Consider the following 23,136-nt stretch of genomic DNA (forward strand, 5'->3'; position numbering starts at 1 on the left):
CCATAAAGCCGTCGTCTACCCTGTGCTAATATCCTGCCCCTGTTCATTATTTCCATATGGGTTGCCCATGAAGTTGTCCATGCCGCGTTTCGATCAAGCCCCGGTACTGGTGGTCGGCGATGTCATGCTCGACCGCTACTGGCATGGCGGTACTTCACGTATCTCGCCTGAAGCGCCAGTCCCGGTGGTCAAGGTCGATCAGATCGAGGATCGCCCCGGCGGCGCGGCCAACGTTGCCTTGAACATCGCCGCCCTGGGTGCACCGGCTTCGCTGATTGGCGTCACCGGCCAGGATGAGGCCGCCGACAGCCTGGCCAACAGCCTGCAAGCTGCAGGCGTGCGCTCGGTGTTCCAGCGCATCGCGCACCAGCCGACCATCGTCAAGCTGCGGGTAATGAGCCGTCACCAGCAGTTGCTGCGCATCGATTTCGAAGAGCCATTCGCCACCGACCCGCTGTCGCTGGGTGCGGAGGTCGAGAGCCTGCTCGAGGGCGTCAAGGTGCTGGTCCTGTCCGACTACGGCAAGGGCGCACTGAAAAACCACCAGAGCCTGATCCAGGTGGCGCGGGCCAAAGGTATTCCGGTGCTGGCCGACCCCAAGGGCAAGGATTTTTCCATCTACCGTGGCGCCAGCCTGATCACACCCAACCTCAGCGAGTTCGAGACCATCGTCGGCCGTTGCGCCGATGAGGCCGAGCTGGTAGCCAAGGGCTTGCAGCTGCTGCAGGACCTGGACCTGGGCGCCTTGTTGGTGACCCGTGGCGAGCACGGCATGACCCTGCTGCGCACCGGGCAGCCGGCGCTGCACCTGCCGGCGCGGGCGCGTGAAGTGTTCGATGTGACCGGTGCCGGTGATACCGTCATCTCCACCCTCGCCGCGGCCATCGCTGCCGGCGAGGACCTGCCCCACGCGGTGGCCCTGGCCAATCTGGCAGCGGGCATCGTGGTCGGCAAGCTGGGTACGGCTGCGATCAGCGCCCCCGAGCTGCGCCGGGCGATCCAGCGTGAGGAAGGCTCCGAGCGCGGCGTGCTCGGCCTGGAGCAACTGCTGCTGGCCATTGATGACGCGCGGGCGCACAAAGAGAAGATCGTCTTCACCAACGGCTGCTTCGACATCCTGCATGCCGGGCATGTCACCTACCTGGAGCAGGCGCGGGCCCAGGGTGATCGCCTGATCGTCGCGGTCAACGACGATGCCTCGGTCAGCCGCCTGAAAGGGCCGGGCCGGCCGATCAACAGCGTCGACCGGCGCATGGCCGTGCTGGCCGGGCTGGGGGCGGTGGACTGGGTCATCAGCTTCCCCGAGGGTACACCGGAGAACCTGCTGAGCCAGGTCAAGCCGGACGTGCTGGTCAAGGGTGGCGACTATGGTATCGACCAGGTGGTAGGGGCCGATATCGTCAAGGCCTATGGCGGTACCGTGAAGGTGCTGGGGCTGGTCGAAAACAGCTCGACTACAGCAATCGTCGAGAAGATTCGCAAGAACTGATCGAGCCGCTGAGGCTGCCTCATTACCTGTTGGAGCAGCCTTGTGCTGCGAAGAGGCCGGTAGGGCAAAGCATTTCTTTAGCTCTACCGGCCTCTTCGCAGAACAAGGCTGCTCCTACAGGGGCGGCACAGGCCTCGGAATCTTATTTGTGCAGCGAAGTACGCGCCCGCTCCAGCAGTTCTCGAGCCTTGTCGCCAAACCGTTGCAGGTGTGAAGCCCGCACCGGCTTGTTCTCCACCAATCCCTGCTGCTTAACCCAATCCTTCCAGCGCACCCGCTCGTCCGTGACTACCCAGCCATCCTGCCGGGCAAAACTTTCGGCCAGGTACAGCCCGCGCGTGCTTGCCGGCACCAGTTCGTCCTTCTTCACGGTATACAGCTCAGCCAGTGGCTGGCCGTCCTTCAATGGCATCAGGTACAGGTCTGGTCGTTTGCGATTTAGCCGCGCCACCAGTTGGTCGCCCTCCAGCCGCTCATCAACGTGGAACAGGCTGAGCTTCTTGGCGTCCCGTGGTACCTGCAGGCGCATATCGTAGATCAGTTGCAGCGAGGCGGTGGGTAAGTGCACATACGCGCGTGGCCGTTCCAGCAGCATCAGCTTGCCGCAGTGCACCGGGCGCGCGGCACCGGACTCCGGGGCCAGCACGAAGTGCGGCGTTTCGCGGTAATGCAGGGCGGCAGCGTAGGGAATCGGCAGCCAGGTGTCATTGAAGCGCCCGCCCAGCCAGCCTTCCGGGGTTTCCAGCAGGCATTCCTCGGCCACTTCCTGCACAGCCGTGTGCAATGGCAGGTTCAGTTCCTGCGCCGGTACATAGCCGGAAATCAGTTTCAGCACTACATCGCCGCGGTCTTGACGGCGCTGACGTACCAGCACCCAGTAATCGCGGTTCTGCCAATGCAGGGTCAGCCTTACCGACACGCCAAGGTTGGCCAGTTCGACCACGAAGCGCTGCATGTCGGGCAGCTGGATAGCCTTGCGCCGCTGTTGGATCTGGGCAAAATTCAGCGGCATCCCGATGCTCTGGTAGATCAGACCTTCGGGCGTGGCCTCGACATGTAGCGGTAGTGTCTTGAAGTTGCTCGGGTTCTTGCGGATCAGCGTTCGCGCCACGAGGCTCCTCCTTGCGTCGGGTCAGTCCAGGCCCATGGGCCTGGGGCAACTCAATGCTGGCCCAGAATACGGGCGACGGTGGCCACGTTGTGGGCCAGGTGCAACGGATTGATGGTGCCGACGATAGCACTGCTCACGCCCGGGTGGGCGAACAGCAGCTCGAAACTGGCTTGTACCGGGTCAACGCCCGGGGCAAGGCAGATATGCCCACTGGCCAGTGCCTTCTTCACCAGGATGGCCTTGCCGTGTTCGGCAGCGTAGTCCAGCACCGGGCGTTCTGCCTGTTCGTTGAGGTTGTAGGTGACCATGGCGCAGTCGCCTTGCTCCAGTGCCTTCAGGCCGCCGGCGACGGTCTTGCCAGACAGGCCGAAGCCGAGGATCTTGCCCTCCTGCTTGAGCTCGGCAAGGGTCTGGTAGACCTCCTGCTGTTCGAGGATCGCCAGGTCGTTGCCGTCCGAATGCACCAGCACCAATTCGATGCGGTCGGTTTCCAGGCGCCGCAGGCTTCGCTCCACCGAGCGGCGGGTATGGGCGGCGCTGAAATCGAAGTGGGATTGGCCGTTGTCGAATTCTTCGCCAACCTTGCTGACGATCACCCATTCATCGCGCTGGCCGCGCAGCAGCGGGCCCAGGCGTTCTTCGCTGCGGCCGTAGGCTGGGGCGGTGTCGATCAGGTTGATACCCAGCTCGCGGGCCTGGGCCAGCAGCAGACGGGCTTCGTCGTCGCCGGGGATGGTGAAACCGGTAGGGTACTTGACGCCCTGGTCGCGGCCCAGCTTGACCGTGCCCAGGCCCAGCGGCGAAACCTTTAAACCAGTGCTGCCCAAGGGGCGATGGAAGTCGTGCAGGGTCGGCAGGCTCATGGCAGCAGTTGCTCCCAGGCCGGTACGCCCAGCGGTGGGCGTGGCAGGTCAGCCAGGTCGGCCTGCGCCTGTGGGCGGATACCGTCGCGCTCTAGGTGGCTGATGACCCGGTCGCTGAAGTCCGGTGCCAGGGCCAGCTTGGTCGGCCAGCCCACCAGCAGGCGTTGCTGGTCGGCGAGGAAGGCGTTGTCCGGGCGTACCAGGCCCGATTGCGCCGGTTCCGCTCGGTCGACCCGCAGGGTGGCCCAGCGCACTTGGCTCTGGTCGACCCATGGCAGCAGGCTGGCGATTTCTTTCTGTGCCGCGGCGATTTGCGCAGCCGGCTCGCGGGCAACGCCGTCGGCTTCGGCCAGGTCGCCACCCAGGTACCAGACCCACTGGCCATCGGCGGCCGGGTGGGTGGTCACCGTCACCCGTGGCTTCGGCCCGCCGCCCAGGCAATGGGCGTAAAGCGGTTTAAGGTTGGCACCCTTGGCCATCACCATATGCAGCGGGCGTGTCTGCATGGCTGGCTGGTTCAGGCCCAGGGCATGCAGCAGTTGCTCGGTGCCGGCGCCGGCGCTGAGCACGATACGCTGTGCGCGGATGTCGCGCTCGTCGACGCGCAGGCCAACCAGGTCTTCGCCCTCGCGCAGCGGCTCGATGTGCTCACCGGCCAGCAGGCTGTCGCCTGCCAGCTCAGCCAGGTTGGCCAGCAGGCTGGGCACGTCGATGACCAGCTCGGCCAAGCGATAGACCTTGCCCTTGAAGGCGCGGTCCTGCAGCGCGGGCGGTAGTTGCTCGCCCTTCACCTGGTCGACCCGGCCGCGCACGGCCTTGCTGGCGAAGAAACTGGTGAGATTGCCGGCCAGGGTGCCAGGCGACCACAGGTAATGGGCGTCGGACAGCAGGCGAGTGCGGGTCAGGTCCAGCTCGCCGCTGCCGCTCAGCGCTTCGCGCCAGCGTCGCGGCATGTCGGCGATGGCTTCCGAAGCGCCGGTGAGGGCGCCATGCAGGGCGTACTTGGTGCCGCCATGGATGATGCCCTGAGACTTGATGGTCTGCGCGCCGCCAAGGCTGGCGCGTTCCACCAGTACTGTCGAGTAGCCCAGCCGGCGCAGGCGGGCATTGAGCCAGAGGCCTGCGACCCCGGCGCCGACGATCAGCACGTCAGTGGAAATGGCAGATGGCATGGCGGTACCTCGAAGACTGGGACAGCTGGCAAGTATACAGGGTCGGGCCGATGTGGGCTTTGCGTTCCTGGGGCTGCTGCGCAGCCCTATCGCGACACAAGGCCGCTCCTACAGGCCCCGCGCATGCCTCGGTCCCTGTAGGAGCGGCCTTGTGTCGCGATAGGGCCGCGAAGCGGCCCCAAAATCCATCAGGCAAACATCAATGCCCAGCAGTCTTCGAAAACAGCTGAATCACCACCACCCCACCCACAATCATCGCCATCCCCAGCATCGCTGGCACATCCAGCTTCTGCCCATAGATCACCAGCGCTGCCACACTGATCAGCACAATCCCCAGCCCCGACCAGATGGCATAGGCGATCCCCACCGGAATGCTGCGCACCACCAGGGTCAGCATCCAGAAAGCAATGCCGTAACCAACCACCATCAGCAGCAACGGCAAGGGCGTACTCAAGCCTTTCACCGCTTTCATGGAAGCGGTGGCGATGACTTCGGCGCAGATGGCGATGGCGAGGTAGGTGTAGGCATTCATGGCGAGATCCTCCGTTAGCTGACCGCAGATTCTAGTCCCACCCCGAATGGGGTAAAGTCATTACCTATCACTATACGAGATAGGTTGATGGCCGAGCACTGGAACCTTGAACAGTTGCGTACTTTCCTGCGCGTTGCAGAACTGCGCTCGTTCTCTGCCGTGGCCCGCGAGCAGCGCAAGGCCCAGTCGGCAATCAGCAGCGCGATCGCCCTGCTCGAAACCGACCTGGGGGTAACCTTGTTCGAGCGCAGCAGTGGCCGGCAACCCAAGCTGACCGAGAACGGCAGCGCCCTGTTGGAAGATGCCCGCGAACTGTTGCGCCAGTGCGAGCGTCTGGATGGCCGTGCGTTGGCGCTGATGCGCGGGCAGGAGGCCTTGTTGCGGGTCGCCCAGGACGAAGCCATGCCCTATCAGCCGGTCATTGACAGCCTCGACGAACTGGCCAGCCGCTACCCGTTCCTGGAGGTGCAGCTGGCCAGCGGTGCCCAGGGCGATGTGGCGCGCAAGCTGGTGGAGCGGCGCGCCGATCTTGGACTGTTCTTCCACCACGAGAGCATCCCGGCCTCGCTGGAGCGGCGCGCCTTGGGTAGCGTCGAAATGGTCACGGTATGCGCGGTCGGTCACCCGCTCGCCGGCGAAGGCCGGGTTACCCGGCAGCAACTGGCGCGCCACCGACAATTGTTGATTGCCCCGCAGCAAAGCGGCTACCCCGGCGGCGAAGCGATCAGCCCGCAGGTGTGGCGCGCCGACAGCTTCTACGCCATGGCCGAACTGCTGATGCGTGGCCTGGGGTGGGCCTGGCTGCCGCGGCACGTGGTGCAGTACCCGACCTACCAGGCGCACATGGTCGAACTGGACAGCGAGTGGCGGCCACCGGCCTTGGTGGTGGAGCTGGCCTGGCGTCGCGACGAGCCGCTGGGGCCTGCTGCGCAGTGGCTGGCCGAGCGCTTTGCGGTGCACCTGCGCGCGATCGGGTAAACTCCGCGGCCATGAACAGAACTCTCTTTACTTTGTTGTTTCACCTGGGCCTGCCGCTGGTTGCGCTGCGCCTTTATTTGCGCGCGCGCAAGGCGCCGGCCTATGGTCAACGCATTGGCGAGCGCTTTGCTTTCAGGCTGCCGCCCATGCGCCGGGGCGGCATCTGGGTGCACGCGGTATCGGTGGGCGAGAGCATTGCGGCGGCACCGATGGTGCGCGCCTTGCTCAAGGCCTACCCGGAATTGCCGATCACGCTTACCTGCATGACCCCCACCGGCTCAGAGCGTATTCGCGCCATGTTCGCCGACGAACCACGCGTGCAGCATTGCTACCTGCCCTACGACCTGCCTTGGGCGGCAGGGCGCTTTCTCGACCATGTGCAGCCGAAGCTGGGCATCATCATGGAAACCGAGCTGTGGCCCAACCACATCCACCAGTGTGCGAAGCGCGGCATTCCGGTAGCGCTGGCCAACGCACGCTTGTCTGAGCGTTCGGCCCGTGGCTATGGGCGCTTTGCCAGGCTGACCCGGCCGATGCTGGCCGAGATGAGCCTGATTGCCGTGCAGACCGAAACCGAGGCCCGGCGTTTTCGTGACCTGGGCGCGCGCCCGGAGTGCGTGCAGGTCACCGGTTCGATCAAGTTCGACCTGAAGATCGATGAGCAACTGTTGCCGCGTGCCAAGGCATTGCGTGAACAGTGGGGGGCTGCACAGCGCCCGGTGTGGATCGCCGCCAGCACCCACGAAGGTGAAGATGCGTTGATCCTGCAGGCACATCGGCAATTGTTGCAGGTGCATGGTGATGCCCTGCTGATCCTGGTGCCGCGCCACCCCGAGCGATTCACTGCGGTGCATGCGCTGTGCAGCGAACAGTTCACCACCGTGCGCCGCTCTGCCGGCACACCGGTCGATGCGCAGACGCGGGTATTGCTCGGCGACACCATGGGCGAGTTGCTGTTTCTCTATGCCCTTGCCGACATTGCCTTCGTCGGTGGTAGCCTGGTGGCGACCGGCGGGCACAACCCGCTGGAGCCCGCGGCGCTGGCCTTGCCGGTACTGATGGGGCCGCATGTGTTCAACTTCCTTGAAATCAGCGCGATGCTGCGCGAGGCGGGGGCGTTGCAGCAGGTGGATGATGCCGACGGGCTGGCCGAAGCAGTGCGGCGGCTGGTCGAGTTGCCGCAGGATGCACAGCGCATGGGCGAGGCGGGCAGGGCTGTAATGCGGGCCAATCAGGGTGCATTGCAGCGCTTGCTCGATGGCCTGGGTGCACTTATCCGCTGAGTTTGGTGTTGGGTTTTCTGGCCTCATCGCCGGCAAGCCAGCTCCCACAGGTACTGCACAAGGCTTAAGGCCGTTGGAGAACCTGTGGGAGCTGGCTTGACGGCGATGAGGCCATCAAAAGCAACCCACCCTGCGGAAAATACATCCCCTATCTCAGGGGCGACGCTCGAAGTTCTTCGCCGCTGCAGCCGCCAGGTCCGGCGGCAGGAAGTCCTTGTCCGGGTTGTAGTCTGGCTTCAGGTACCGCTTGAGGTCCTGCAGGTCCTGCGGGCTCAAGGTGCCGGCTGCCTGCTTCAGGCTCAGGTTGTCGAGGATGTAGTCATAGCGGCTGTTGTTGTAGTCGCGCACCGAGGTGTACAGCTGACGCTGGGCGTCAAGCACGTCGACGATATTGCGGGTGCCCACCTGGTAGCCGATCTCGGTGGCTTCCAGCGCGCTCTGGTTGGAGATGATCGACTGCTTGCGCGCCTGCACCTGTTCCACGTCGGTATTCACTGCGCGGTGCAGGTTGCGGGTGTTTTCCACCACCTGGCGGCGCAGGCTTTCACGCTGCTGCTCGGTCTGGCTCAGGCGCTGGTAGGCCTCGCGCACCTGCGAACTGGTCAGGCCGCCGCTGTAGATCGGGATGTTCAACTGCAGGCCGATGCTGGTCTGCTCGACGTCGCCGCTATAGCGCGTAACGGGGGCCGGCGCGGGGTTGGTGAAACCGAAGTTGTCGTTGTCACCCTTCTGGTACTTGGCAACTGCGTCCAGGGTCGGCGCGTGGCCGGCCTTGCGCTGGCGCAGGGTTTCCTCGGCAGCGACGACCGCGTGGTTGGTGGCCAGCAGGTTGAGGTTCTGGCGCCCGGCGGTTTCGACCCAGGCCTTGGCGTCGTTGGGCGTAGGCACCTGCACTGGCAAGGTATGGACCACGCCTTGAATCGATGTGTATTCCCGGTTGGTCAGGGTCACCAGGGCCTCGAAGGCATCCTGTACCTGGCGCTCGGCAATGATTCGGTTGGCCCGCGCTGTATCGTAGCTGGCCTGGGATTGCAGCACGTCGGTCTTGTCGGAGAGGCCGACGTCGAATCGTTCGTTGGACTGGTCCAGCTGGCGCTTGAAGGCCGCTTCCTCGGCCTTGGTCGCGGCCAGGTTGTCCTGGGCACGGAGCACGGCGAAGTAATTCTGCGCGGTTTGCAGGATCAGGTTCTGCTCGGTCGCCGACAGCTCCAGCGCCGCCTGTTCGTTGACCGCTTCGGCTGCCTGCAACTGGAACCAGCGATCAGCGCGGAATATAGGTTGCGCCAGGGTTGCGCTCCAGGTGTTGCCGCTGCGGTTGCTGGTGGCCGATGGTTCGTCCAGCTTGGTGCGGGTGTTCAGCATTTCGGCACCGGCCGACAGGTTAGGCAGCAACCCGGCGCGAGCCTGCGGTACCACTTCGCGGCGGGCGCCGTAATCGGCGCGGGCCGCAGCCAGGTCAGCGTTGTTGTCGACCGCTTCCTGATAGACGCTGACCAGGTCGGTTTTCACTGTAGTGGGCACGTCCGCTGCCCAGACCACTCCGTTGGACGCACAAGACACGGCTATTGCCAGTGAGAGTTTGCGCAGCATAGAGGCAATCCTTGTACGAAATTTAATTACTGAACTGTTGAGTATCGAGCGACGGGCCAGTGTAGTGCCATGCGCACCCGGCAACAATCGCTCGGGGTGCCTTTCATCATCCGCGCATTTACCTGCTTGGCTTTGCCGACCACTCCAGTCTAGACTGCGCATGTTCTTGTCGGGGTGCCTTGAAGCAAAGGCTGAGATCGCAAAGTTGCGGATCCCGTTGAACCTGATCAGGTTAGCGCCTGCGTAGGGAACAAGATTGCTCGCCTTCCCGGGGAGCCTCTTGTGCCAGGTCCGGGAATGTCACAGCTGCATGCAGCTTCAGGCACCCCAAATCCGGCACTGCACCCATGAAGGGTGCGTCCGCGCCTTTCAGGTTCACCCCGACATTCCACTGCTTGGAAGCCGTCTGGAGAGCCTGTGATGACCAAACAAGAAAAAGCGATCAACCTCAGCGAATCGGCACAAGTCGATCAGCAGTCCGTGCAACCGTTTCCGCGTTCGCGCAAGGTGTATGTCGAAGGCTCGCGCCCGGACATCCGCGTGCCCATGCGTGAAATCAGCCTGGACGACACCCCGACCGACTTCGGTGGCGAGTCCAATGCCCCGGTGCTGGTCTACGATACTTCCGGCCCGTACACCGACCCCAACGTTGTCATCGACGTGCGCAAGGGCTTGGCCGATGTGCGTTCGGCGTGGATCGAGGCACGCGGTGACACCGAGCGCCTGGCCGGCCTGAGCTCCGACTTCGGCCAGCAGCGCCTGAACGATGCCGAACTGGCCAAGCTGCGTTTCGCCCACGTGCGCAACCCGCGCCGTGCCAAGGCTGGTGCCAACGTCTCGCAGATGCACTATGCCCGCCAAGGCATCATCACTGCCGAGATGGAGTACGTGGCCATCCGCGAAAACATGAAGCTGCAAGAGGCACGTGCCGCTGGTCTGCTCGACGAGCAGCACGCCGGCCACAGCTTCGGGGCCAACATCCCGAAAGAAATCACCCCTGAGTTCGTCCGCCAGGAAATTGCCCGTGGCCGCGCGATCATCCCTGCCAACATCAACCACCCGGAAGTGGAACCGATGATCATCGGCCGCAACTTCCTGGTGAAGATCAACGGCAACATCGGCAATAGCGCGCTGGGTTCCTCGATCGAGGAAGAAGTGGCCAAGCTGACCTGGGGCATCCGCTGGGGTTCGGACACGGTCATGGACCTGTCCACCGGCAAGCACATTCACGAAACCCGTGAGTGGATCATCCGCAACTCGCCGGTGCCGATTGGTACCGTGCCCATCTACCAGGCCCTGGAAAAGGTCAACGGCGTGGCCGAGGACCTGACCTGGGAGCTGTTCCGCGACACCCTGATCGAGCAGGCCGAGCAGGGCGTGGACTACTTCACCATCCATGCCGGCGTACTGCTGCGTTATGTGCCGCTGACTGCCAAGCGTGTCACCGGTATTGTCAGCCGTGGTGGCTCGATCATGGCCAAGTGGTGCCTGGCACACCACAAGGAAAACTTCCTGTACACCCACTTCGAAGAAATCTGCGAAATCATGAAGGCCTACGACGTCAGCTTCTCGCTGGGCGACGGCCTGCGTCCCGGCTCGATTGCCGACGCCAACGATGCCGCGCAGTTCGGTGAACTGGAGACCCTCGGCGAGCTGACCAAGATCGCCTGGAAGCACGACGTGCAGTGCATGATCGAAGGCCCCGGCCACGTGCCGATGCAACTGATCAAGGAGAACATGGACAAGCAGCTGGAATGCTGCGACGAGGCGCCGTTCTACACCCTCGGCCCGCTGACCACCGATATCGCTCCTGGCTACGATCACATCACCTCGGGCATTGGTGCGGCTATGATCGGCTGGTTCGGTTGCGCGATGCTCTGCTACGTCACGCCCAAGGAACACCTGGGCCTGCCAAACAAGGATGACGTGAAGACCGGCATCATCACCTACAAGATCGCCGCTCATGCCGCCGACCTTGCCAAGGGCCACCCGGGTGCGCAGATCCGTGACAACGCCTTGTCCAAGGCACGCTTCGAGTTCCGTTGGGAAGACCAGTTCAACCTCGGCCTGGACCCGGACACTGCCCGTGCCTACCACGACGAGACCCTGCCTAAGGAATCGGCCAAGGTCGCGCACTTCTGCTCGATGTGCGGGCCGAAGTTCTGCTCGATGAAGATCACCCAGGAAGTGCGTGAATACGCCGCCAAGATCGAAACCGTGGATGTGACGGTAGAGCAAGGCATGCGTGAGCAGGCCGAGCGGTTCCGGCAGGAAGGCAGCCAGCTGTATCACAAAGTCTAAGTCGCAGCGCTGACCCCTGTAGGAGCGACCTTGTGTCGCGATGGGCCGCGAAGCGGCCCCGGCAATTTCAGTCGCGAAGCTGAAAACCTGGGGCCGCTTTGCGGCCCTTTCGCGACACAAGGCCGCTCCTACAGCGACCGCGTCCAATCCAATACCTTGCCGAGTGTCAAAGCATGACCACCCCCAGCCAATTCTCCCCCGACCACCCGGTCCCCACCGCCCAGCGCATCTTCGGCGCCCGCGACCTGTTCTCGCTATGGTTCTCCCTCGGCATCGGCCTGATGGTGCTGCAGGTCGGCGCCATGCTGGCCCCTGGCCTGGGCCTTGCCGGCGCGGTGCTGGCTATCGCCCTGGGCACCGGTGTGGGTGTGCTGCTGCTGGGGGCTGCCGGTGTCATCGGCAGCGATACCGGCCTGTCGGCCATGGGCACGCTGAAACTGAGCCTGGGTGGCCATGGCGCTCGCTTGCCGGCGCTGCTCAACCTGCTGCAACTGGTGGGCTGGGGTGCGTTCGAGATCATCGTGATGCGCGATGCCGCCAGCCTGCTGGGCGCGCGGGCGTTCGGCGAAGCCAGCGCCTGGAACAGCCCTGTGCTCTGGACCCTATGCTTCGGCGCCCTGGCCACCTTGCTCGCAGTCGGTGGGCCGCTGGCGTTCGTGCGCAAGGTGCTACGCACTTGGGGTATCTGGCTGCTGCTGGGCGCTTGCCTTTGGCTGACCTGGAACCTGTTCGCCAAGGCCGACCTTGCGGCACTGTGGAACCGCGCCGGCGACGGATCGATGTCGCTGGCTGTGGGTTTCGACATCGCCATCGCCATGCCGCTGTCCTGGTTGCCGCTGATCGCCGACTACTCGCGTTTTGCCCGTAACGGCAAACATGTATTCGGTGGTACGGTGCTGGGTTACTTCATCGGCAACACTTGGCTGATGAGCCTGGGCGTGGGTTACACCCTGGCCTTCGCCGACAGTGGCGAAGCCAACGCCCTGCTGCTGGCCCTGGCGGGCGCCGGCATGGGCATTCCACTGCTGCTGATTCTGCTGGACGAGTCGGAAAAGGCTTTTGCCGACATTCACTCGGCGGCCGTTTCCACCGGCGTGCTGGTGCGCCTGAAGGTCGAGCACCTGGCGCTGGCCATTGGCGTGCTGTGCACGCTGATCGCCTTGCTGGCACCACTGGCACAGTACGAGAACTTCCTGCTGCTGATCGGCTCGGTGTTTGCACCGCTGTTCGGTGTGGTATTGATGGACCATTACGTGATCCGTCGCCGCCGCTTGCCAGCACAGGTGCATGGCTTGCACTGGCAGGCACTGCTGGCCTGGGCGGTGGGCGTTGCCGCGTACCATCTGATCGCCGCGCAAGCGCCGGACCTGGGTGCGACCCTGCCGGCATTGCTGCTGGCAGGGCTACTGCACGGGCTGCTGAGCTTCAGCCGCGGCCGGGAAACAGCTCGGGCTTGAGCACGCCATTCAGGCGCGGGTAGGGGATCTTCAACTCCACGTGGCCCATGGAGTAGGGCGCGATGGTATAGACCTCGTACTTGACCACCACCGCGCCGTACGTCAGGGCGACGTGCGGCGACTGCTTGAACGGCCAGGTCTTGATGAACTCGGCATCCTTGTCCATGCCTACGCTGATCAGCCAGGCGCGGTGCGATTCCTCGACGGTTTTCCAGAAGGTGTCTTCCTGGCCGGGCACCAGCATGTCCTGCAGGGTCAGCACCTTGTCCAGCTTGCGCGAATAGTTGATGAAGCCACGCCCGGGCATGCCGTGGGCGCCGCCGCTGTCCAGGTAGCTGGACAATTCGATGATCACCAGTCCGTCATGCTGCTCGCGTACCTTGGCCTGCAGGTAGCTGCTGTTGCGCCTGTCGGCACTGGCCAGGTACTGCTGCTCGTAGGCTTGCAGGGTGGTCGGTGCGTTGCCGCGCTGGTTGTCTTCGGTCAGTTGCAGCAGGCGTTTCTCGACGATGCCATCGAGCTTGGGCAAGGCCGGGAAGTGGATCATGTCGATGTTCACCAGCGGGCAGTCGCTTTCGCTGCAGCCGGGTTTGACATGCTCCCAGGCATCGCGCTTGACCTCGAGCGGCGCCCGGTAGTTGGGCGTGAACAGGCTTTGGCAGGCACCCAGGGCCAGGGCCAGCACAGCCACGGAAGTCAGTTTGACAAGTGTCATGAGGATCCTTGCAGAACAGGGAAAAGTCGGCCTTTGACCGTCTGCGCGGCCTTCAGTTCGCCACTAAGCTAACAGAGAGAAGGCGCGCTGTCCCGAGTGCGCGAACGGTTGCCGGAAAGGGGTGAAACCGGCAGGCGTGCAGAGTAGGATGGCGCGATGCGGTATTCGAGGTAATGAGGATTTCCATGTCAGACGCGTTGAACTCAGTGCCCAAGGGCTTCGAAATCATTGAGCGGGCCAACTGCTTCCAGGGCTTTTACAAGCTCGACAAGCTACGTCTGCGCCACGAGTTGTTTGCCGGGGGCATGGGCCGCGAGATCAGCCGCGAATTGTTCGTGCGCCATGATGCGGTGTGCGTGCTGCCGTACGACCCGTTGCGCGATGAAGTGGTGCTGATCGAGCAGTTCCGCGTCGGTGCACTGGACAAGGTCGACAACCCCTGGCTGATCGAGATGGTGGCCGGGCTGATCGACAAGGACGAGCAACCCGAGGAAGTCGCCCACCGCGAAGCCGAAGAAGAAGCCGGCCTGGCCTTCAGCGCCCTGTGGCCGATGACCCGTTACTTCCCGTCGCCCGGCGGCAGTGACGAATATGTTCACCTGTTCCTCGGCCGTTGCAGCAGTGAAGGGGCGGGCGGCCTGCATGGCCTGGAAGAAGAGGGCGAGGACATTCGCGTGCGCGTGTGGTCGTTCGAGGATGCCATGCAGGCGGTGCGCGACGGGCGCATCTGCAATGCGGCGACCATCATCGGCCTGCAATGGCTGGCGCTGAACCGTGATGAAGTACGAGGTATGTGGAAGTGAACCTGCTGCGCGAGCGTTATCGGGTCGACCTGGTCGGGCTGCAGGCAGCTTGCGAGGCCAACTACGCCCGGCTGATGCGCCTGTTGCCCGACATGCGCACCACCCAGAGCTCGCGCCGCATCGGTATGACCCAAGGCGACCAGATGCTTGGCGTGCTGGTGCTCGACGTGGTGCTGGCCTGCCCGTACACCACCACCCTGCACGTGCGCCAGGAGCACAGCCTGCCATGGTTGCCGGTGCCGCACCTGGAAGTGCAGGTGTACCACGATGCGCGCATGGCCGAAGTGGTCAGTGCCGAACACACCCGTCGCCTGCGCAGCATATACCCCTATCCCAACGAAGCCATGCACCAGCCGGACGAAAAGGCCCAGCTCAACCTGTTCCTCGGTGAATGGCTGAGCCATTGCCTGGCCTGTGGCCACGAGCTGGCAAGCGTTCGCTGAATTGTGACGTGGTTTGGGTACGGGTGTTTGCTCGCACCCGTTGTACAGCCATAATTCGCGCTGAATCCGTTCGAGGAGACGGCCGTTGCCGCAGCCAGACCAATCGCGCCCCGTGCATGTGGTGCAACTGACCGATGCCCACCTGTTCGCCGACTCGGCCGGCAGCATGCTGGGCCTCAATACCCGTGACAGCCTGCGCCATGTAGTGGCCCAGGTGCGGCGGGAGCAACCGCTTGTCGACCTGCTGCTGTGCACTGGCGACCTGTCCCAGGACGCCAGCGTGGCGTCCTATGAAGCGTTCCGTGAGCTGACCGCACCGTTTGCCGTGCCCACCCGCTGGTTGCCTGGCAACCATGACGAGGCCCGAGTCATGGCGCAAGTGGCGCCGGAGCTGGTACAGGCGGTGACCGATATCGGTGCGTGGCGCATCGTCATGCTCAACACAGCCGTACCCGGGGCGACGCATGGGCTGCTGGAGGGCGATCAGCTGGCAGTGCTGGAAGCGGCCTTGCGAGAGGCGGGTGAACGGCATTGCCTGGTGTGCTTCCACCATCAGCCGGTGGATATCGGCTGTGCCTGGATTGCGCCGATCGGCTTGCGCAATGCCCAGGCGCTGTTCGATATCGTTGAGGGGTACCCACAGGTGCGGGCGCTGCTGTGGGGGCATGTGCACCAGGAATGGGATGAAGTGCGCGACGGCCGTCGCCTGCTGGCCACTCCGTCGACCTGTATCCAGTTCGCGGCGCGCAGCGAGGATTTCAAGGTGAGCGAGGAGCAGCCTGGATACCGCTGGCTGCGCCTCCACGCCGACGGGCGGTTGGAGACCGGGGTGGAGCGGGCAGTGGATTTCCAGGTGAAGCTCGACTTCGATAGCCCTGGCTATTGAGCTGCGGCCCATCGCGACACAAGGCCGCTCCTACAGGGAACTGTGGTTGCGCCTTCGGTGAAGAAATTGTTGCGAAACCCGTGACACTGCGTCAAAACCCGGCGAACGCGCTACACTGCGCGTCCCTGCGCCCATATCACCGGGCGCGAAGCCACAGATTCCGGGGGCAGCATGTCGGGTTCCATCCTCTATATCCATGGCTTCAACAGCTCGCCACTTTCGACCAAGGCGCGCCAACTCGAGGCCGTGATGCAGCAACTGGGCCTGTCGGCCCAACTGCGGGTGCCCGCCTTGCACCACCACCCACGGCAGGCCATCGCCCAGCTCGAAGCGGCCATCGCCGAACTGGGCGCACCATTGTTGGTAGGTAGTTCGCTCGGCGGCTACTATGCCACCTATCTGGCCGAGCGCCACGGCCTCAAGGCCTTGCTGGTGAACCCGGCGGTAACACCGCACAAGCATTTCGACGGCTACCTGGGCACCCAGCACAATCACTACACCGGTGAAGCCTGGGAGCTGACCCACGATCACGTGCAGGCCCTGGCCGAGCTGGAAGTACCAGCCCCGGTGGACGCCAGCCGCTATCAAGTGTGGCTGCAGACCGCCGATGAAACCCTGGACTATCGCCATGCCGAGCGCTATTACCGTGCTTGTGCCCTGCGCATCCAGGCCGGTGGCGACCACAGCTTCCAGGGCTTCGCCGAGCGCCTGCCGGCACTGCTGGCTTTCGCCGGCATTGCCCGTGGGCAGTACGCAGCGCTCGATTTTTCTGTATTTTGACTTTTTTGCATTCACCAGACTGACGACGAGACCCTATGGCCACTCCCAGCGCTAGCGCCTATAACGCAGACGCCATCGAAGTCCTCTCGGGCCTTGACCCGGTCCGCAAGCGGCCGGGCATGTACACCGATACCAGCCGCCCCAACCACCTGGCCCAGGAAGTCATCGACAACAGTGTCGACGAAGCCCTGGCCGGTCATGCCCGTTCGGTACAGGTCATCCTCCATGCCGACCACTCACTTGAAGTCAGCGACGATGGCCGCGGCATGCCGGTGGACATCCACCCGGAAGAGGGCGTGTCCGGGGTCGAGCTGATCCTCACCAAGCTGCACGCCGGCGGCAAGTTCTCCAACAAGAACTATCAGTTCTCCGGTGGCCTTCACGGCGTGGGCATCTCTGTGGTCAACGCCCTGTCGACCCAGGTGCGCGTGCGCGTGAAACGTGACGGCAACGAATACCAGATGACTTTCGCCGATGGCTTCAAGGCCAGCGAGTTGGAAGTGGTCGGCTCGGTCGGCAAGCGCAACACCGGCACCAGCGTGTACTTCAGCCCCGACCCCAAGTACTTCGATTCGCCGAAATTCTCCATCAGCCGCCTCAAGCATGTGCTCAAGGCCAAGGCCGTGCTGTGCCCGGGCCTGCTGGTCAGCTTCGAGGACAAGGCCAGCGGCGAGAAGGTCGAATGGCACTATGAGGATGGCCTGCGTTCCTACCTGGTCGATTCCGTCAATGAGTTCCAGCGCCTGCCCGACGAGCCGTTCTGCGGCAGCCTGGCCGGTAACAAGGAGGCGGTGGACTGGGCCTTGCTGTGGCTGCCCGAAGGCGGCGACAGCATCCAGGAAAGCTACGTCAACCTGATCCCTACCGCCCAAGGCGGCACCCATGTCAACGGCCTGCGCCAGGGCCTGCTGGATGCCATGCGTGAATTCTGCGAGTTCCGCAACCTGCTGCCGCGCGGCGTGAAGCTGGCGCCGGAAGACGTCTGGGAGCGCATCACCTTCGTGCTGTCGATGAAGATGCAGGACCCGCAGTTCTCCGGGCAGACCAAGGAGCGCCTGTCGTCGCGCGAGGCGGCTGCCTTCGTTTCCGGCGTGGTCAAGGACGCGTTCAGCCTGTGGCTCAACGCCCACCCCGAGCTGGGCATGCAGCTGGCGGAGCTGGCCATCAGCAACGCCGGGCGCCGCCTGAAGGCCAGCAAGAAGGTCGAGCGCAAGCGCATAACCCAAGGCCCGGCACTTCCCGGCAAACTGGCCGATTGCGCCGGCCAGGACCCGATGCGCGCCGAACTGTTCCTGGTCGAGGGTGACTCGGCAGGTGGCTCGGCCAAGCAGGCTCGCGACAAGGAATTCCAGGCGATCCTGCCGCTGCGTGGCAAGATCCTCAACACTTGGGAAGTGGACGGTGGCGAAGTCCTGGCCAGCCAGGAAGTGCACAACATCGCCGTGGCCATTGGCGTCGACCCGGGTGCCACCGACCTTGCGCAGCTGCGCTACGGCAAGATCTGCATCCTCGCCGACGCTGACTCCGACGGCCTGCACATCGCCACGCTGCTGTGCGCACTGTTTGTCCAGCACTTCCGCGCCCTGGTCGAGGCCGGGCATGTGTACGTGGCCATGCCGCCGCTGTACCGCATCGACCTGGGCAAGGAAATCTACTACGCCCTCGACGAGGCCGAGCGTGACGGTATCCTCGATCGCCTGGTGGCCGAGAAGAAGCGCGGCAAGCCACAGGTCACACGCTTCAAGGGCCTGGGCGAGATGAACCCGCCACAGCTGCGCGAGACCACCATGGACCCGAATACCCGGCGCCTGGTGCAACTGACCCTGGACGACGTGCAGGCCACCTGCGAGCTGATGGACAAGCTGTTGGCCAAGAAGCGCGCGGGCGACCGCAAGAGCTGGCTGGAAACCAAGGGCAACCTGGCCGAGGTCATGGTTTGATTCGGCGGCTTCTGGCTGCCTGCCTGGCGCTGGTTGCCCTGCCGAGCCTGGCGGGCAACTGGCCAGAGTTGAAGCTGAGCGCCGAGCACCCGATCGAAGGCATGCGCGGTGGCAACCTGTCTGGCCTGGTGGAATGCCGGGGCGGGCTGTGGGGCGTATCCGACCGCGACGACGACCGCATCTACCGCTTCGACCAGCAAAACCCGACCTGGCGCGCGCAGCCGCTCACCTTCACCCCGCCAGCGGTGCCGGAAAGTGGCCTGCCGTGGGGCCTGAAGTCGCGTAACTGGGCGGCGTCGTATATTCGTGGTGGCGAACTTGATTTCGAAGGCATCAGCTGTGACCAGGCGGGCAACCTGTACCTGGTCAGCGAAGCTCATGCCGCTGTGCTGCAACTGCCGCTGGAAGGCGAGGCGGACTGGTTGAAGATCGACCCGGCCATGGTTCGTCAGGCCCGGGCCAGCGGCATGCTGCTGAACTTCAACGCCTTGTTCGAAGGTCTGGCGATCAACCCGGCGGGTGACCGCCTGTGGCTGGCCGCCGAGCGCGAGCGCCGTGGCCTGGTGGCTATCGAGCGCCAGCAGTCGGTGTGGACCTGCGGCCGCAGCTGCGTGTTGCTGAGCGAGGCCGGGGTCGAAATGCAGCCGGCACAGATGCCCAATGCCCAGGCACTGTCGCGCGACTTCGCCGACTTGGCCTGGTTCGAAGGCAAGCTGTTCACTCTCGAACGCAATGCCTACCGCGTCTGTCGTCGGGATACCGACAGCGGCATGGTCGAGCGCTGCTGGTCGTTCGCTGCCGATGCCCTGGTCGAGTCGCGTCGCTACCAGCAGCCGTTCGGTCTGGCCGAGGCCCTGGTGATCGATGCCAAGGGCGCCTGGATAGGCGTGGACAACAACAACGGCGCCCGCGCCGATGGCGAAGCACGCCCGATCGTCTGGCGCTTCGATGCGCCGGAAGGCGGATGGAGCGCCAAGCCATGAGCCAGGCACCGGGCAAGCGGGCTGGCAAGGTATTGATGATCGTCGCCTGGGCGGCGGCGCTGTTCCTTGCCACGCGTTTTTTCGGCCAATGGGAAGACAGCCAGCGCAACCCCAATGCCCAGGTGCAGTCGACGCATGGCGAAGGCTTTATCGAGGTGCGCCTGCTGGGCAACGGCCAGGGCCACTTCGTGATGGATGGCGCAATCAACGGCCAGGTGGTGCATTTCATGCTCGACACAGGTGCCACCGACGTGGCCATCCCCGAGGCGCTGGGCCGCGAGCTGGGCCTGGAGCGTGGCAGCCCGGTGCAGCTCAGTACCGCCAACGGCCGTACCGAAGGCTACCGCACGCGCCTGACCAGCCTGCAGCTGGGGGATATCCGCCTGCAGGACGTGCGCGCCATCGTGGTGCCGGGCCTGGACGGGCAGACCGTATTGCTGGGCATGAGTGCCCTGAAACAACTTGAATTTACCCAGCGCGGCGGCACCATGCTGCTGCGCCAGAACCTGAAATGACGAGGCCCGCATGAGCGACTCACTGGAACTCAGCCTGGATGGCGTAGAACGCCGCTCGCTGGCTGACTTCACCGAACAGGCCTACCTCAACTACTCCATGTACGTGATCATGGACCGCGCCTTGCCGCACATCGGCGATGGCCTGAAGCCGGTGCAGCGACGCATCGTCTACGCCATGAGCGAGTTGGGGCTCGATGCCGATGCCAAGCACAAGAAGTCGGCGCGTACCGTCGGTGACGTGCTCGGCAAGTTCCACCCCCACGGTGACTCGGCCTGCTACGAGGCCATGGTGCTGATGGCCCAGCCGTTCAGCTACCGCTATACGCTGGTCGACGGCCAGGGCAACTGGGGTGCGCCGGACGATCCGAAGTCGTTCGCCGCCATGCGTTATACCGAAGCGCGTCTTTCGCGCTACGCCGAAGTGCTGCTCAGCGAAGTTGGCCAGGGCACCGTGGACTGGGTGCCCAACTTCGACGGCACCCTGCAGGAGCCGGCCGTGCTGCCTGCGCGCCTGCCCAACATCCTGCTCAACGGCACCACTGGTATCGCCGTTGGCATGGCCACTGACGTACCGCCGCACAACCTGCGTGAAGTGGCCACGGCCTGTGTGCGCCTGCTCGACGAGCCCAAGGCCACCATCGAGCAGCTGTGCGAGCACATCCAGGGGCCGGACTACCCGACCGAGGCCGAGATCGTTACGCCGCGGGCAGAAATCCTCAAGATGTACGAAAGCGGTCGCGGCTCCATCCGTATGCGCGCCGTCTACCGCGTCGAGGATGGCGACATCGTCGTCACCGCGCTGCCGCACCAGGTCTCCGGGGCCAAGGTGCTGGAGCAGATCGCTGCGCAGATGCAGGCCAAGAAGCTGCCTATGGTCGCCGACCTGCGTGACGAGTCGGACCACGAGAACCCGTGCCGCATCGTCATCATCCCGCGCTCCAACCGTGTGGATGCCGATGAGCTGATGCAGCACCTGTTTGCCACGACCGACCTGGAGAGCAGCTACCGGGTCAACGTCAACATCATCGGCCTGGACGGCCGGCCACAGCTGAAGAACCTGCGAGCGCTGCTGCTGGAATGGCTGGAGTTCCGTACCGCTACCGTCCGTCGCCGCCTGCAGCACCGCCTGGACAAGGTGGAGAAGCGCCTGCACCTGTTGGAAGGTTTGCTGACCGCGTTCCTCAACCTGGATGAAGTTATCCACATCATCCGTACCGAAGACCAGCCCAAGCAGGCCCTGATCGCCCGTTTCGACCTGACCGAAATCCAGGCCGACTACATTCTCGAGACCCGCCTGCGGCAGCTGGCACGCCTGGAAGAGATGAAGATCCGCGGCGAGCAGGATGAATTGCTGAAGGAGCAGGCCAAGCTGCTCGCCCTGCTGGGCAGCGATGCCAAGCTGCGCAAGCTGGTACGCAGCGAGCTGATCAAGGATGCTGAAACCTATGGCGACGACCGCCGCTCGCCGATCGTCGAGCGTGCCGAGGCCAAGGCGCTGTCGGAAAACGAGCTGATGCCGACCGAGCCGGTTACCGTTGTGCTGTCGGAGAAGGGCTGGGTGCGCTGCGCCAAGGGCCACGACATTGATGCCACCGGCCTGTCGTACAAGGCCGGCGATGGCTTCAAGGCCGCAGCCGCCGGGCGCTCCAACCAATTTGCCGTGCTTATCGACTCCACTGGCCGCAGCTACTCGCTGGCCGCTCACAGCCTGCCGTCGGCGCGTGGTCAGGGCGAACCGCTGACCGGCCGCCTGACGCCCCCACCGGGGGCCACCTTCGAGTGTGTGCTGTTGCCGGACGACGATGCACTGTACGTGGTGGCTTCGGACGCCGGCTATGGCTTCGTGGTCAAGGGTGAAGACCTGCAGGCCAAGAACAAGGCCGGCAAGGGCTTGCTCAGCCTGCCCAACGGTGCCAAGGTCATGACCCCGCGCCCGGTGGCCAACCGCGAGCAGGACTGGCTGGCGGCGGTTACCACCGAAGGCCGTCTGCTGGTATTCAAGGTCAGCGACCTGCCTCAGTTGGGCAAAGGCAAGGGCAACAAGATTATCGGGGTGCCGGGCGACCGGGTGGCGAGCCGTGAAGAATTTGTTACCGATCTGGCCGTGATAGCAGATGGCGCGACGCTTGTATTGCAAGCCGGCAAGCGTACCCTATCTCTGAAAGCGGACGACCTGGAGCATTACAAGGGCGAGCGCGGACGGCGCGGCAGCAAGCTGCCACGCGGGTTCCAGCGGGTCGATGGGTTGCAGGTGGAAGTGCCGGCGTAAGCGGTTGAAATGTCTGGAGCGGCAATTTCAGCGTCGTTCCGGGCAGAAATGCTGGAGTCGGACGGTTATTTCGCGGATGATATGGCCCTTGCCGTGCCGGCGTGGCCGTGTGCCCGTTTGAATTTATATGTATCACTGCGGTTGGCCTTTTGGCGACCGCCTGGATGGGATGATGAAATTTCTGCGCCTTCCATTTGCGCTGTTGATGACTGGCCTGCTGGGCCTTGGCGGGTGCACCATGCATCAGCCGGTTGCCCTGTACCAGCTCGACAGTGGTGATCCTGGCCAGCCTTCGCAGAGTGCGGGCATGGCCGTGGTGCTCGGTCCGGTATCGGTTGCCGATTACCTGCAACGTGAGACGTTCCTGCAGCGTCAGGCCGATGGCAGCCTGAGTTCGGCGACCGACGGTCGTTGGGCCGGCAGCCTTTCGTCGGATATCGACCAGCTGCTGGTGCGCCAGCTCGCCTGGCGCCTGGACAGCCAGCGCGTGGTGCTGGCCCCGGCGGCTGCCGGGTTCAACCCGGATGTACAAGTGTTGCTGTCGATCACTCGCCTGGACTCGGGCAAGGACCAGCCGGCCGTCCTGGATGCCCAGTGGCGCCTGTTGGACCGCCGTGGCCATGTGCGTGACAACCGCATCGTTCACCTCGAGCAGCCACACGCGGGCAGCGAGGCGTCGCAGGTGCAGGCCCAGGGCCAGTTGCTTCAGAAACTGGCCGAACAGCTGAGCACAGCGGTCAAGCCTCTGGCTAACCAGCCGGCGATTGCCGAAGAGTCGCCTAAAAAATCGGCTGCTCCGGTGCAGGTGAAGAAGACGCCTGAGAAATCCAAGATCCCGATGGCTGCGCCGATTCGAACCGATATGGAAGTCTACCGGTTCTGATCTAGCTGCCAGATACGAAAAAGCCCGCATCATTGCGGGCTTTTTCGTATCTGCTGTTTTTGTACTGTCTGTGCTGGCCTCTTCGCGGGTAAACCCGCTCCTACAGGTTGGCGCAGGCCCTGTGGGAGCGGGTTTACCCGCGA

20 protein-coding genes and 1 riboswitch are annotated in these 23,136 nt (G+C 64.0%); of the genes, 14 read left to right on the forward strand and 6 right to left on the reverse strand.

Translation table 11 applies throughout. The annotated features are described in order from the left end of the window. Positions 1-67: 67 nt before the first annotated feature. On the forward strand, positions 68-1,489 hold the full coding sequence (gene hldE, locus GYA95_RS25980) for a bifunctional D-glycero-beta-D-manno-heptose-7-phosphate kinase/D-glycero-beta-D-manno-heptose 1-phosphate adenylyltransferase HldE (protein WP_015272030.1): 1,422 nt from the start codon (positions 68-70) through the stop codon (positions 1,487-1,489). A 142-nt stretch (positions 1,490-1,631) separates the two neighbouring features. Here the strand turns inward: hldE and GYA95_RS25985 are convergent, their stop codons facing one another. The 4 genes from GYA95_RS25985 to GYA95_RS26000 form a co-directional block, all read right to left on the reverse strand. Beyond that, a complete protein-coding gene (locus GYA95_RS25985; protein WP_015272029.1) occupies positions 1,632-2,600 on the reverse strand; it encodes a hypothetical protein in 969 nt (322 codons plus the stop codon). Between the two features lie 50 nt (positions 2,601-2,650). Then, positions 2,651-3,463: an aldo/keto reductase gene (locus GYA95_RS25990; RefSeq protein ID WP_015272028.1), complete on the reverse strand. Its 813-nt coding sequence runs from the start codon at positions 3,461-3,463 to the stop codon at positions 2,651-2,653. Continuing rightward, positions 3,460-4,635, reverse strand: coding sequence for an NAD(P)/FAD-dependent oxidoreductase (locus tag GYA95_RS25995; protein ID WP_015272027.1), 1,176 nt, complete (start codon positions 4,633-4,635; stop codon positions 3,460-3,462). The genes GYA95_RS25990 and GYA95_RS25995 overlap by 4 nt, the downstream gene beginning before the upstream one ends. Before the next feature lie 199 nt (positions 4,636-4,834). Continuing rightward, positions 4,835-5,167 (reverse strand): DMT family transporter, encoded by a 333-nt coding sequence (locus tag GYA95_RS26000; protein WP_008095055.1) that lies wholly within the window; start codon positions 5,165-5,167, stop codon positions 4,835-4,837. A gap of 87 nt (positions 5,168-5,254) precedes the next feature. Here GYA95_RS26000 and GYA95_RS26005 point away from each other — a divergent pair, with 87 nt between their 5' ends. Both GYA95_RS26005 and waaA read left to right on the forward strand, forming a co-directional pair. Beyond that, the gene (locus GYA95_RS26005; RefSeq protein WP_013974467.1) at positions 5,255-6,145 is read left to right on the forward strand and encodes a LysR family transcriptional regulator; all 891 of its coding nucleotides are present in this window, start codon (positions 5,255-5,257) and stop codon (positions 6,143-6,145) included. Positions 6,146-6,156: 11 nt separating this feature from the next. Continuing rightward, positions 6,157-7,428, forward strand: coding sequence for a lipid IV(A) 3-deoxy-D-manno-octulosonic acid transferase (gene waaA / locus GYA95_RS26010; RefSeq protein ID WP_015272026.1), 1,272 nt, complete (start codon positions 6,157-6,159; stop codon positions 7,426-7,428). A 153-nt stretch (positions 7,429-7,581) separates the two neighbouring features. Here waaA and GYA95_RS26015 read toward each other — a convergent pair whose 3' ends face one another. Beyond that, positions 7,582-9,018 (reverse strand): TolC family outer membrane protein, encoded by a 1,437-nt coding sequence (locus GYA95_RS26015; protein ID WP_003258125.1) that lies wholly within the window; start codon positions 9,016-9,018, stop codon positions 7,582-7,584. 160 nt (positions 9,019-9,178) lie between these two features. Further along, a riboswitch (TPP riboswitch) is annotated at positions 9,179-9,285 on the forward strand. 153 nt (positions 9,286-9,438) lie between these two features. Here GYA95_RS26015 and thiC point away from each other — a divergent pair. Both thiC and cytX read left to right on the forward strand, forming a co-directional pair. Next, positions 9,439-11,319 (forward strand): phosphomethylpyrimidine synthase ThiC, encoded by a 1,881-nt coding sequence (thiC, locus tag GYA95_RS26020; RefSeq protein WP_015272025.1) that lies wholly within the window; start codon positions 9,439-9,441, stop codon positions 11,317-11,319. A gap of 173 nt (positions 11,320-11,492) precedes the next feature. Beyond that, positions 11,493-12,776 (forward strand): putative hydroxymethylpyrimidine transporter CytX, encoded by a 1,284-nt coding sequence (gene cytX, locus GYA95_RS26025; RefSeq protein WP_015272024.1) that lies wholly within the window; start codon positions 11,493-11,495, stop codon positions 12,774-12,776. Here the strand turns inward: cytX and GYA95_RS26030 are convergent. Then, a complete protein-coding gene (locus tag GYA95_RS26030; RefSeq protein ID WP_015272023.1) occupies positions 12,745-13,491 on the reverse strand; it encodes an RsiV family protein in 747 nt (248 codons plus the stop codon). The two genes, cytX and GYA95_RS26030, sit on opposite strands and share 32 nt — an antisense overlap. 185 nt (positions 13,492-13,676) lie before the next feature. Here GYA95_RS26030 and GYA95_RS26035 point away from each other — a divergent pair, with 185 nt between their 5' ends. The 9 genes from GYA95_RS26035 to GYA95_RS26075 all read left to right on the forward strand — a co-directional run bounded on the left by GYA95_RS26035 (position 13,677) and on the right by GYA95_RS26075 (position 22,993). Continuing rightward, a complete protein-coding gene (locus tag GYA95_RS26035; RefSeq protein WP_015272022.1) occupies positions 13,677-14,294 on the forward strand; it encodes an NUDIX domain-containing protein in 618 nt (205 codons plus the stop codon). Beyond that, positions 14,285-14,737 carry a DUF1249 domain-containing protein gene (locus tag GYA95_RS26040; RefSeq protein ID WP_016501905.1) on the forward strand — a complete coding sequence of 151 codons (453 nt, stop codon included), beginning with the start codon at positions 14,285-14,287 and terminating at the stop codon, positions 14,735-14,737. Before GYA95_RS26035 ends, GYA95_RS26040 begins: the two co-directional genes overlap by 10 nt. Before the next feature lie 85 nt (positions 14,738-14,822). After that, positions 14,823-15,623 (forward strand): 3',5'-cyclic-AMP phosphodiesterase, encoded by an 801-nt coding sequence (gene cpdA, locus GYA95_RS26045; protein ID WP_015272021.1) that lies wholly within the window; start codon positions 14,823-14,825, stop codon positions 15,621-15,623. A 171-nt stretch (positions 15,624-15,794) separates the two neighbouring features. Next, a complete protein-coding gene (locus GYA95_RS26050; protein WP_003258136.1) occupies positions 15,795-16,403 on the forward strand; it encodes a YqiA/YcfP family alpha/beta fold hydrolase in 609 nt (202 codons plus the stop codon). Positions 16,404-16,438: 35 nt separating this feature from the next. Beyond that, positions 16,439-18,343: a DNA topoisomerase IV subunit B gene (parE, locus tag GYA95_RS26055; RefSeq protein WP_015272020.1), complete on the forward strand. Its 1,905-nt coding sequence runs from the start codon at positions 16,439-16,441 to the stop codon at positions 18,341-18,343. Next, entirely contained in the window at positions 18,340-19,326 is a 987-nt protein-coding gene (locus tag GYA95_RS26060) for an esterase-like activity of phytase family protein (RefSeq protein ID WP_013974455.1), read from the forward strand. The genes parE and GYA95_RS26060 overlap by 4 nt, the downstream gene beginning before the upstream one ends. Next, positions 19,323-19,841: a retropepsin-like aspartic protease family protein gene (locus tag GYA95_RS26065; RefSeq protein ID WP_015272019.1), complete on the forward strand. Its 519-nt coding sequence runs from the start codon at positions 19,323-19,325 to the stop codon at positions 19,839-19,841. The genes GYA95_RS26060 and GYA95_RS26065 overlap by 4 nt, the downstream gene beginning before the upstream one ends. 10 nt (positions 19,842-19,851) lie before the next feature. After that, positions 19,852-22,110 carry a DNA topoisomerase IV subunit A gene (gene parC, locus GYA95_RS26070; protein WP_023660490.1) on the forward strand — a complete coding sequence of 753 codons (2,259 nt, stop codon included), beginning with the start codon at positions 19,852-19,854 and terminating at the stop codon, positions 22,108-22,110. Positions 22,111-22,282: 172 nt separating this feature from the next. Next, positions 22,283-22,993: a PqiC family protein gene (locus GYA95_RS26075; protein ID WP_031324184.1), complete on the forward strand. Its 711-nt coding sequence runs from the start codon at positions 22,283-22,285 to the stop codon at positions 22,991-22,993. Positions 22,994-23,136 lie beyond the last annotated feature (143 nt).

It is taken from the genome of Pseudomonas asiatica, assembly GCF_009932335.1.
GTDB lineage: Bacteria > Pseudomonadota > Gammaproteobacteria > Pseudomonadales > Pseudomonadaceae > Aquipseudomonas > Aquipseudomonas asiatica.

Excerpts from the sequence above, each read along its gene's own strand:
- hldE (WP_015272030.1), top strand. The coding sequence starts at position 68 with ATGAAGTTGTCCATGCCGCGTTTCGATCAAGCCCCGGTACTGGTGGTC.
- GYA95_RS25990 (WP_015272028.1), bottom strand. The coding sequence starts at position 3,463 with ATGAGCCTGCCGACCCTGCACGACTTCCATCGCCCCTTGGGCAGCACT.
- GYA95_RS25995 (WP_015272027.1), bottom strand. The coding sequence starts at position 4,635 with ATGCCATCTGCCATTTCCACTGACGTGCTGATCGTCGGCGCCGGGGTC.
- GYA95_RS26000 (WP_008095055.1), bottom strand. The coding sequence starts at position 5,167 with ATGAATGCCTACACCTACCTCGCCATCGCCATCTGCGCCGAAGTCATC.
- GYA95_RS26005 (WP_013974467.1), top strand. The coding sequence starts at position 5,255 with ATGGCCGAGCACTGGAACCTTGAACAGTTGCGTACTTTCCTGCGCGTT.
- waaA (WP_015272026.1), top strand. The coding sequence starts at position 6,157 with ATGAACAGAACTCTCTTTACTTTGTTGTTTCACCTGGGCCTGCCGCTG.
- GYA95_RS26015 (WP_003258125.1), bottom strand. The coding sequence starts at position 9,018 with ATGCTGCGCAAACTCTCACTGGCAATAGCCGTGTCTTGTGCGTCCAAC.
- thiC (WP_015272025.1), top strand. The coding sequence starts at position 9,439 with ATGACCAAACAAGAAAAAGCGATCAACCTCAGCGAATCGGCACAAGTC.
- cytX (WP_015272024.1), top strand. The coding sequence starts at position 11,493 with ATGACCACCCCCAGCCAATTCTCCCCCGACCACCCGGTCCCCACCGCC.
- GYA95_RS26030 (WP_015272023.1), bottom strand. The coding sequence starts at position 13,491 with ATGACACTTGTCAAACTGACTTCCGTGGCTGTGCTGGCCCTGGCCCTG.
- GYA95_RS26035 (WP_015272022.1), top strand. The coding sequence starts at position 13,677 with ATGTCAGACGCGTTGAACTCAGTGCCCAAGGGCTTCGAAATCATTGAG.
- GYA95_RS26050 (WP_003258136.1), top strand. The coding sequence starts at position 15,795 with ATGTCGGGTTCCATCCTCTATATCCATGGCTTCAACAGCTCGCCACTT.
- parE (WP_015272020.1), top strand. The coding sequence starts at position 16,439 with ATGGCCACTCCCAGCGCTAGCGCCTATAACGCAGACGCCATCGAAGTC.
- GYA95_RS26065 (WP_015272019.1), top strand. The coding sequence starts at position 19,323 with ATGAGCCAGGCACCGGGCAAGCGGGCTGGCAAGGTATTGATGATCGTC.
- parC (WP_023660490.1), top strand. The coding sequence starts at position 19,852 with ATGAGCGACTCACTGGAACTCAGCCTGGATGGCGTAGAACGCCGCTCG.
- GYA95_RS26075 (WP_031324184.1), top strand. The coding sequence starts at position 22,283 with ATGAAATTTCTGCGCCTTCCATTTGCGCTGTTGATGACTGGCCTGCTG.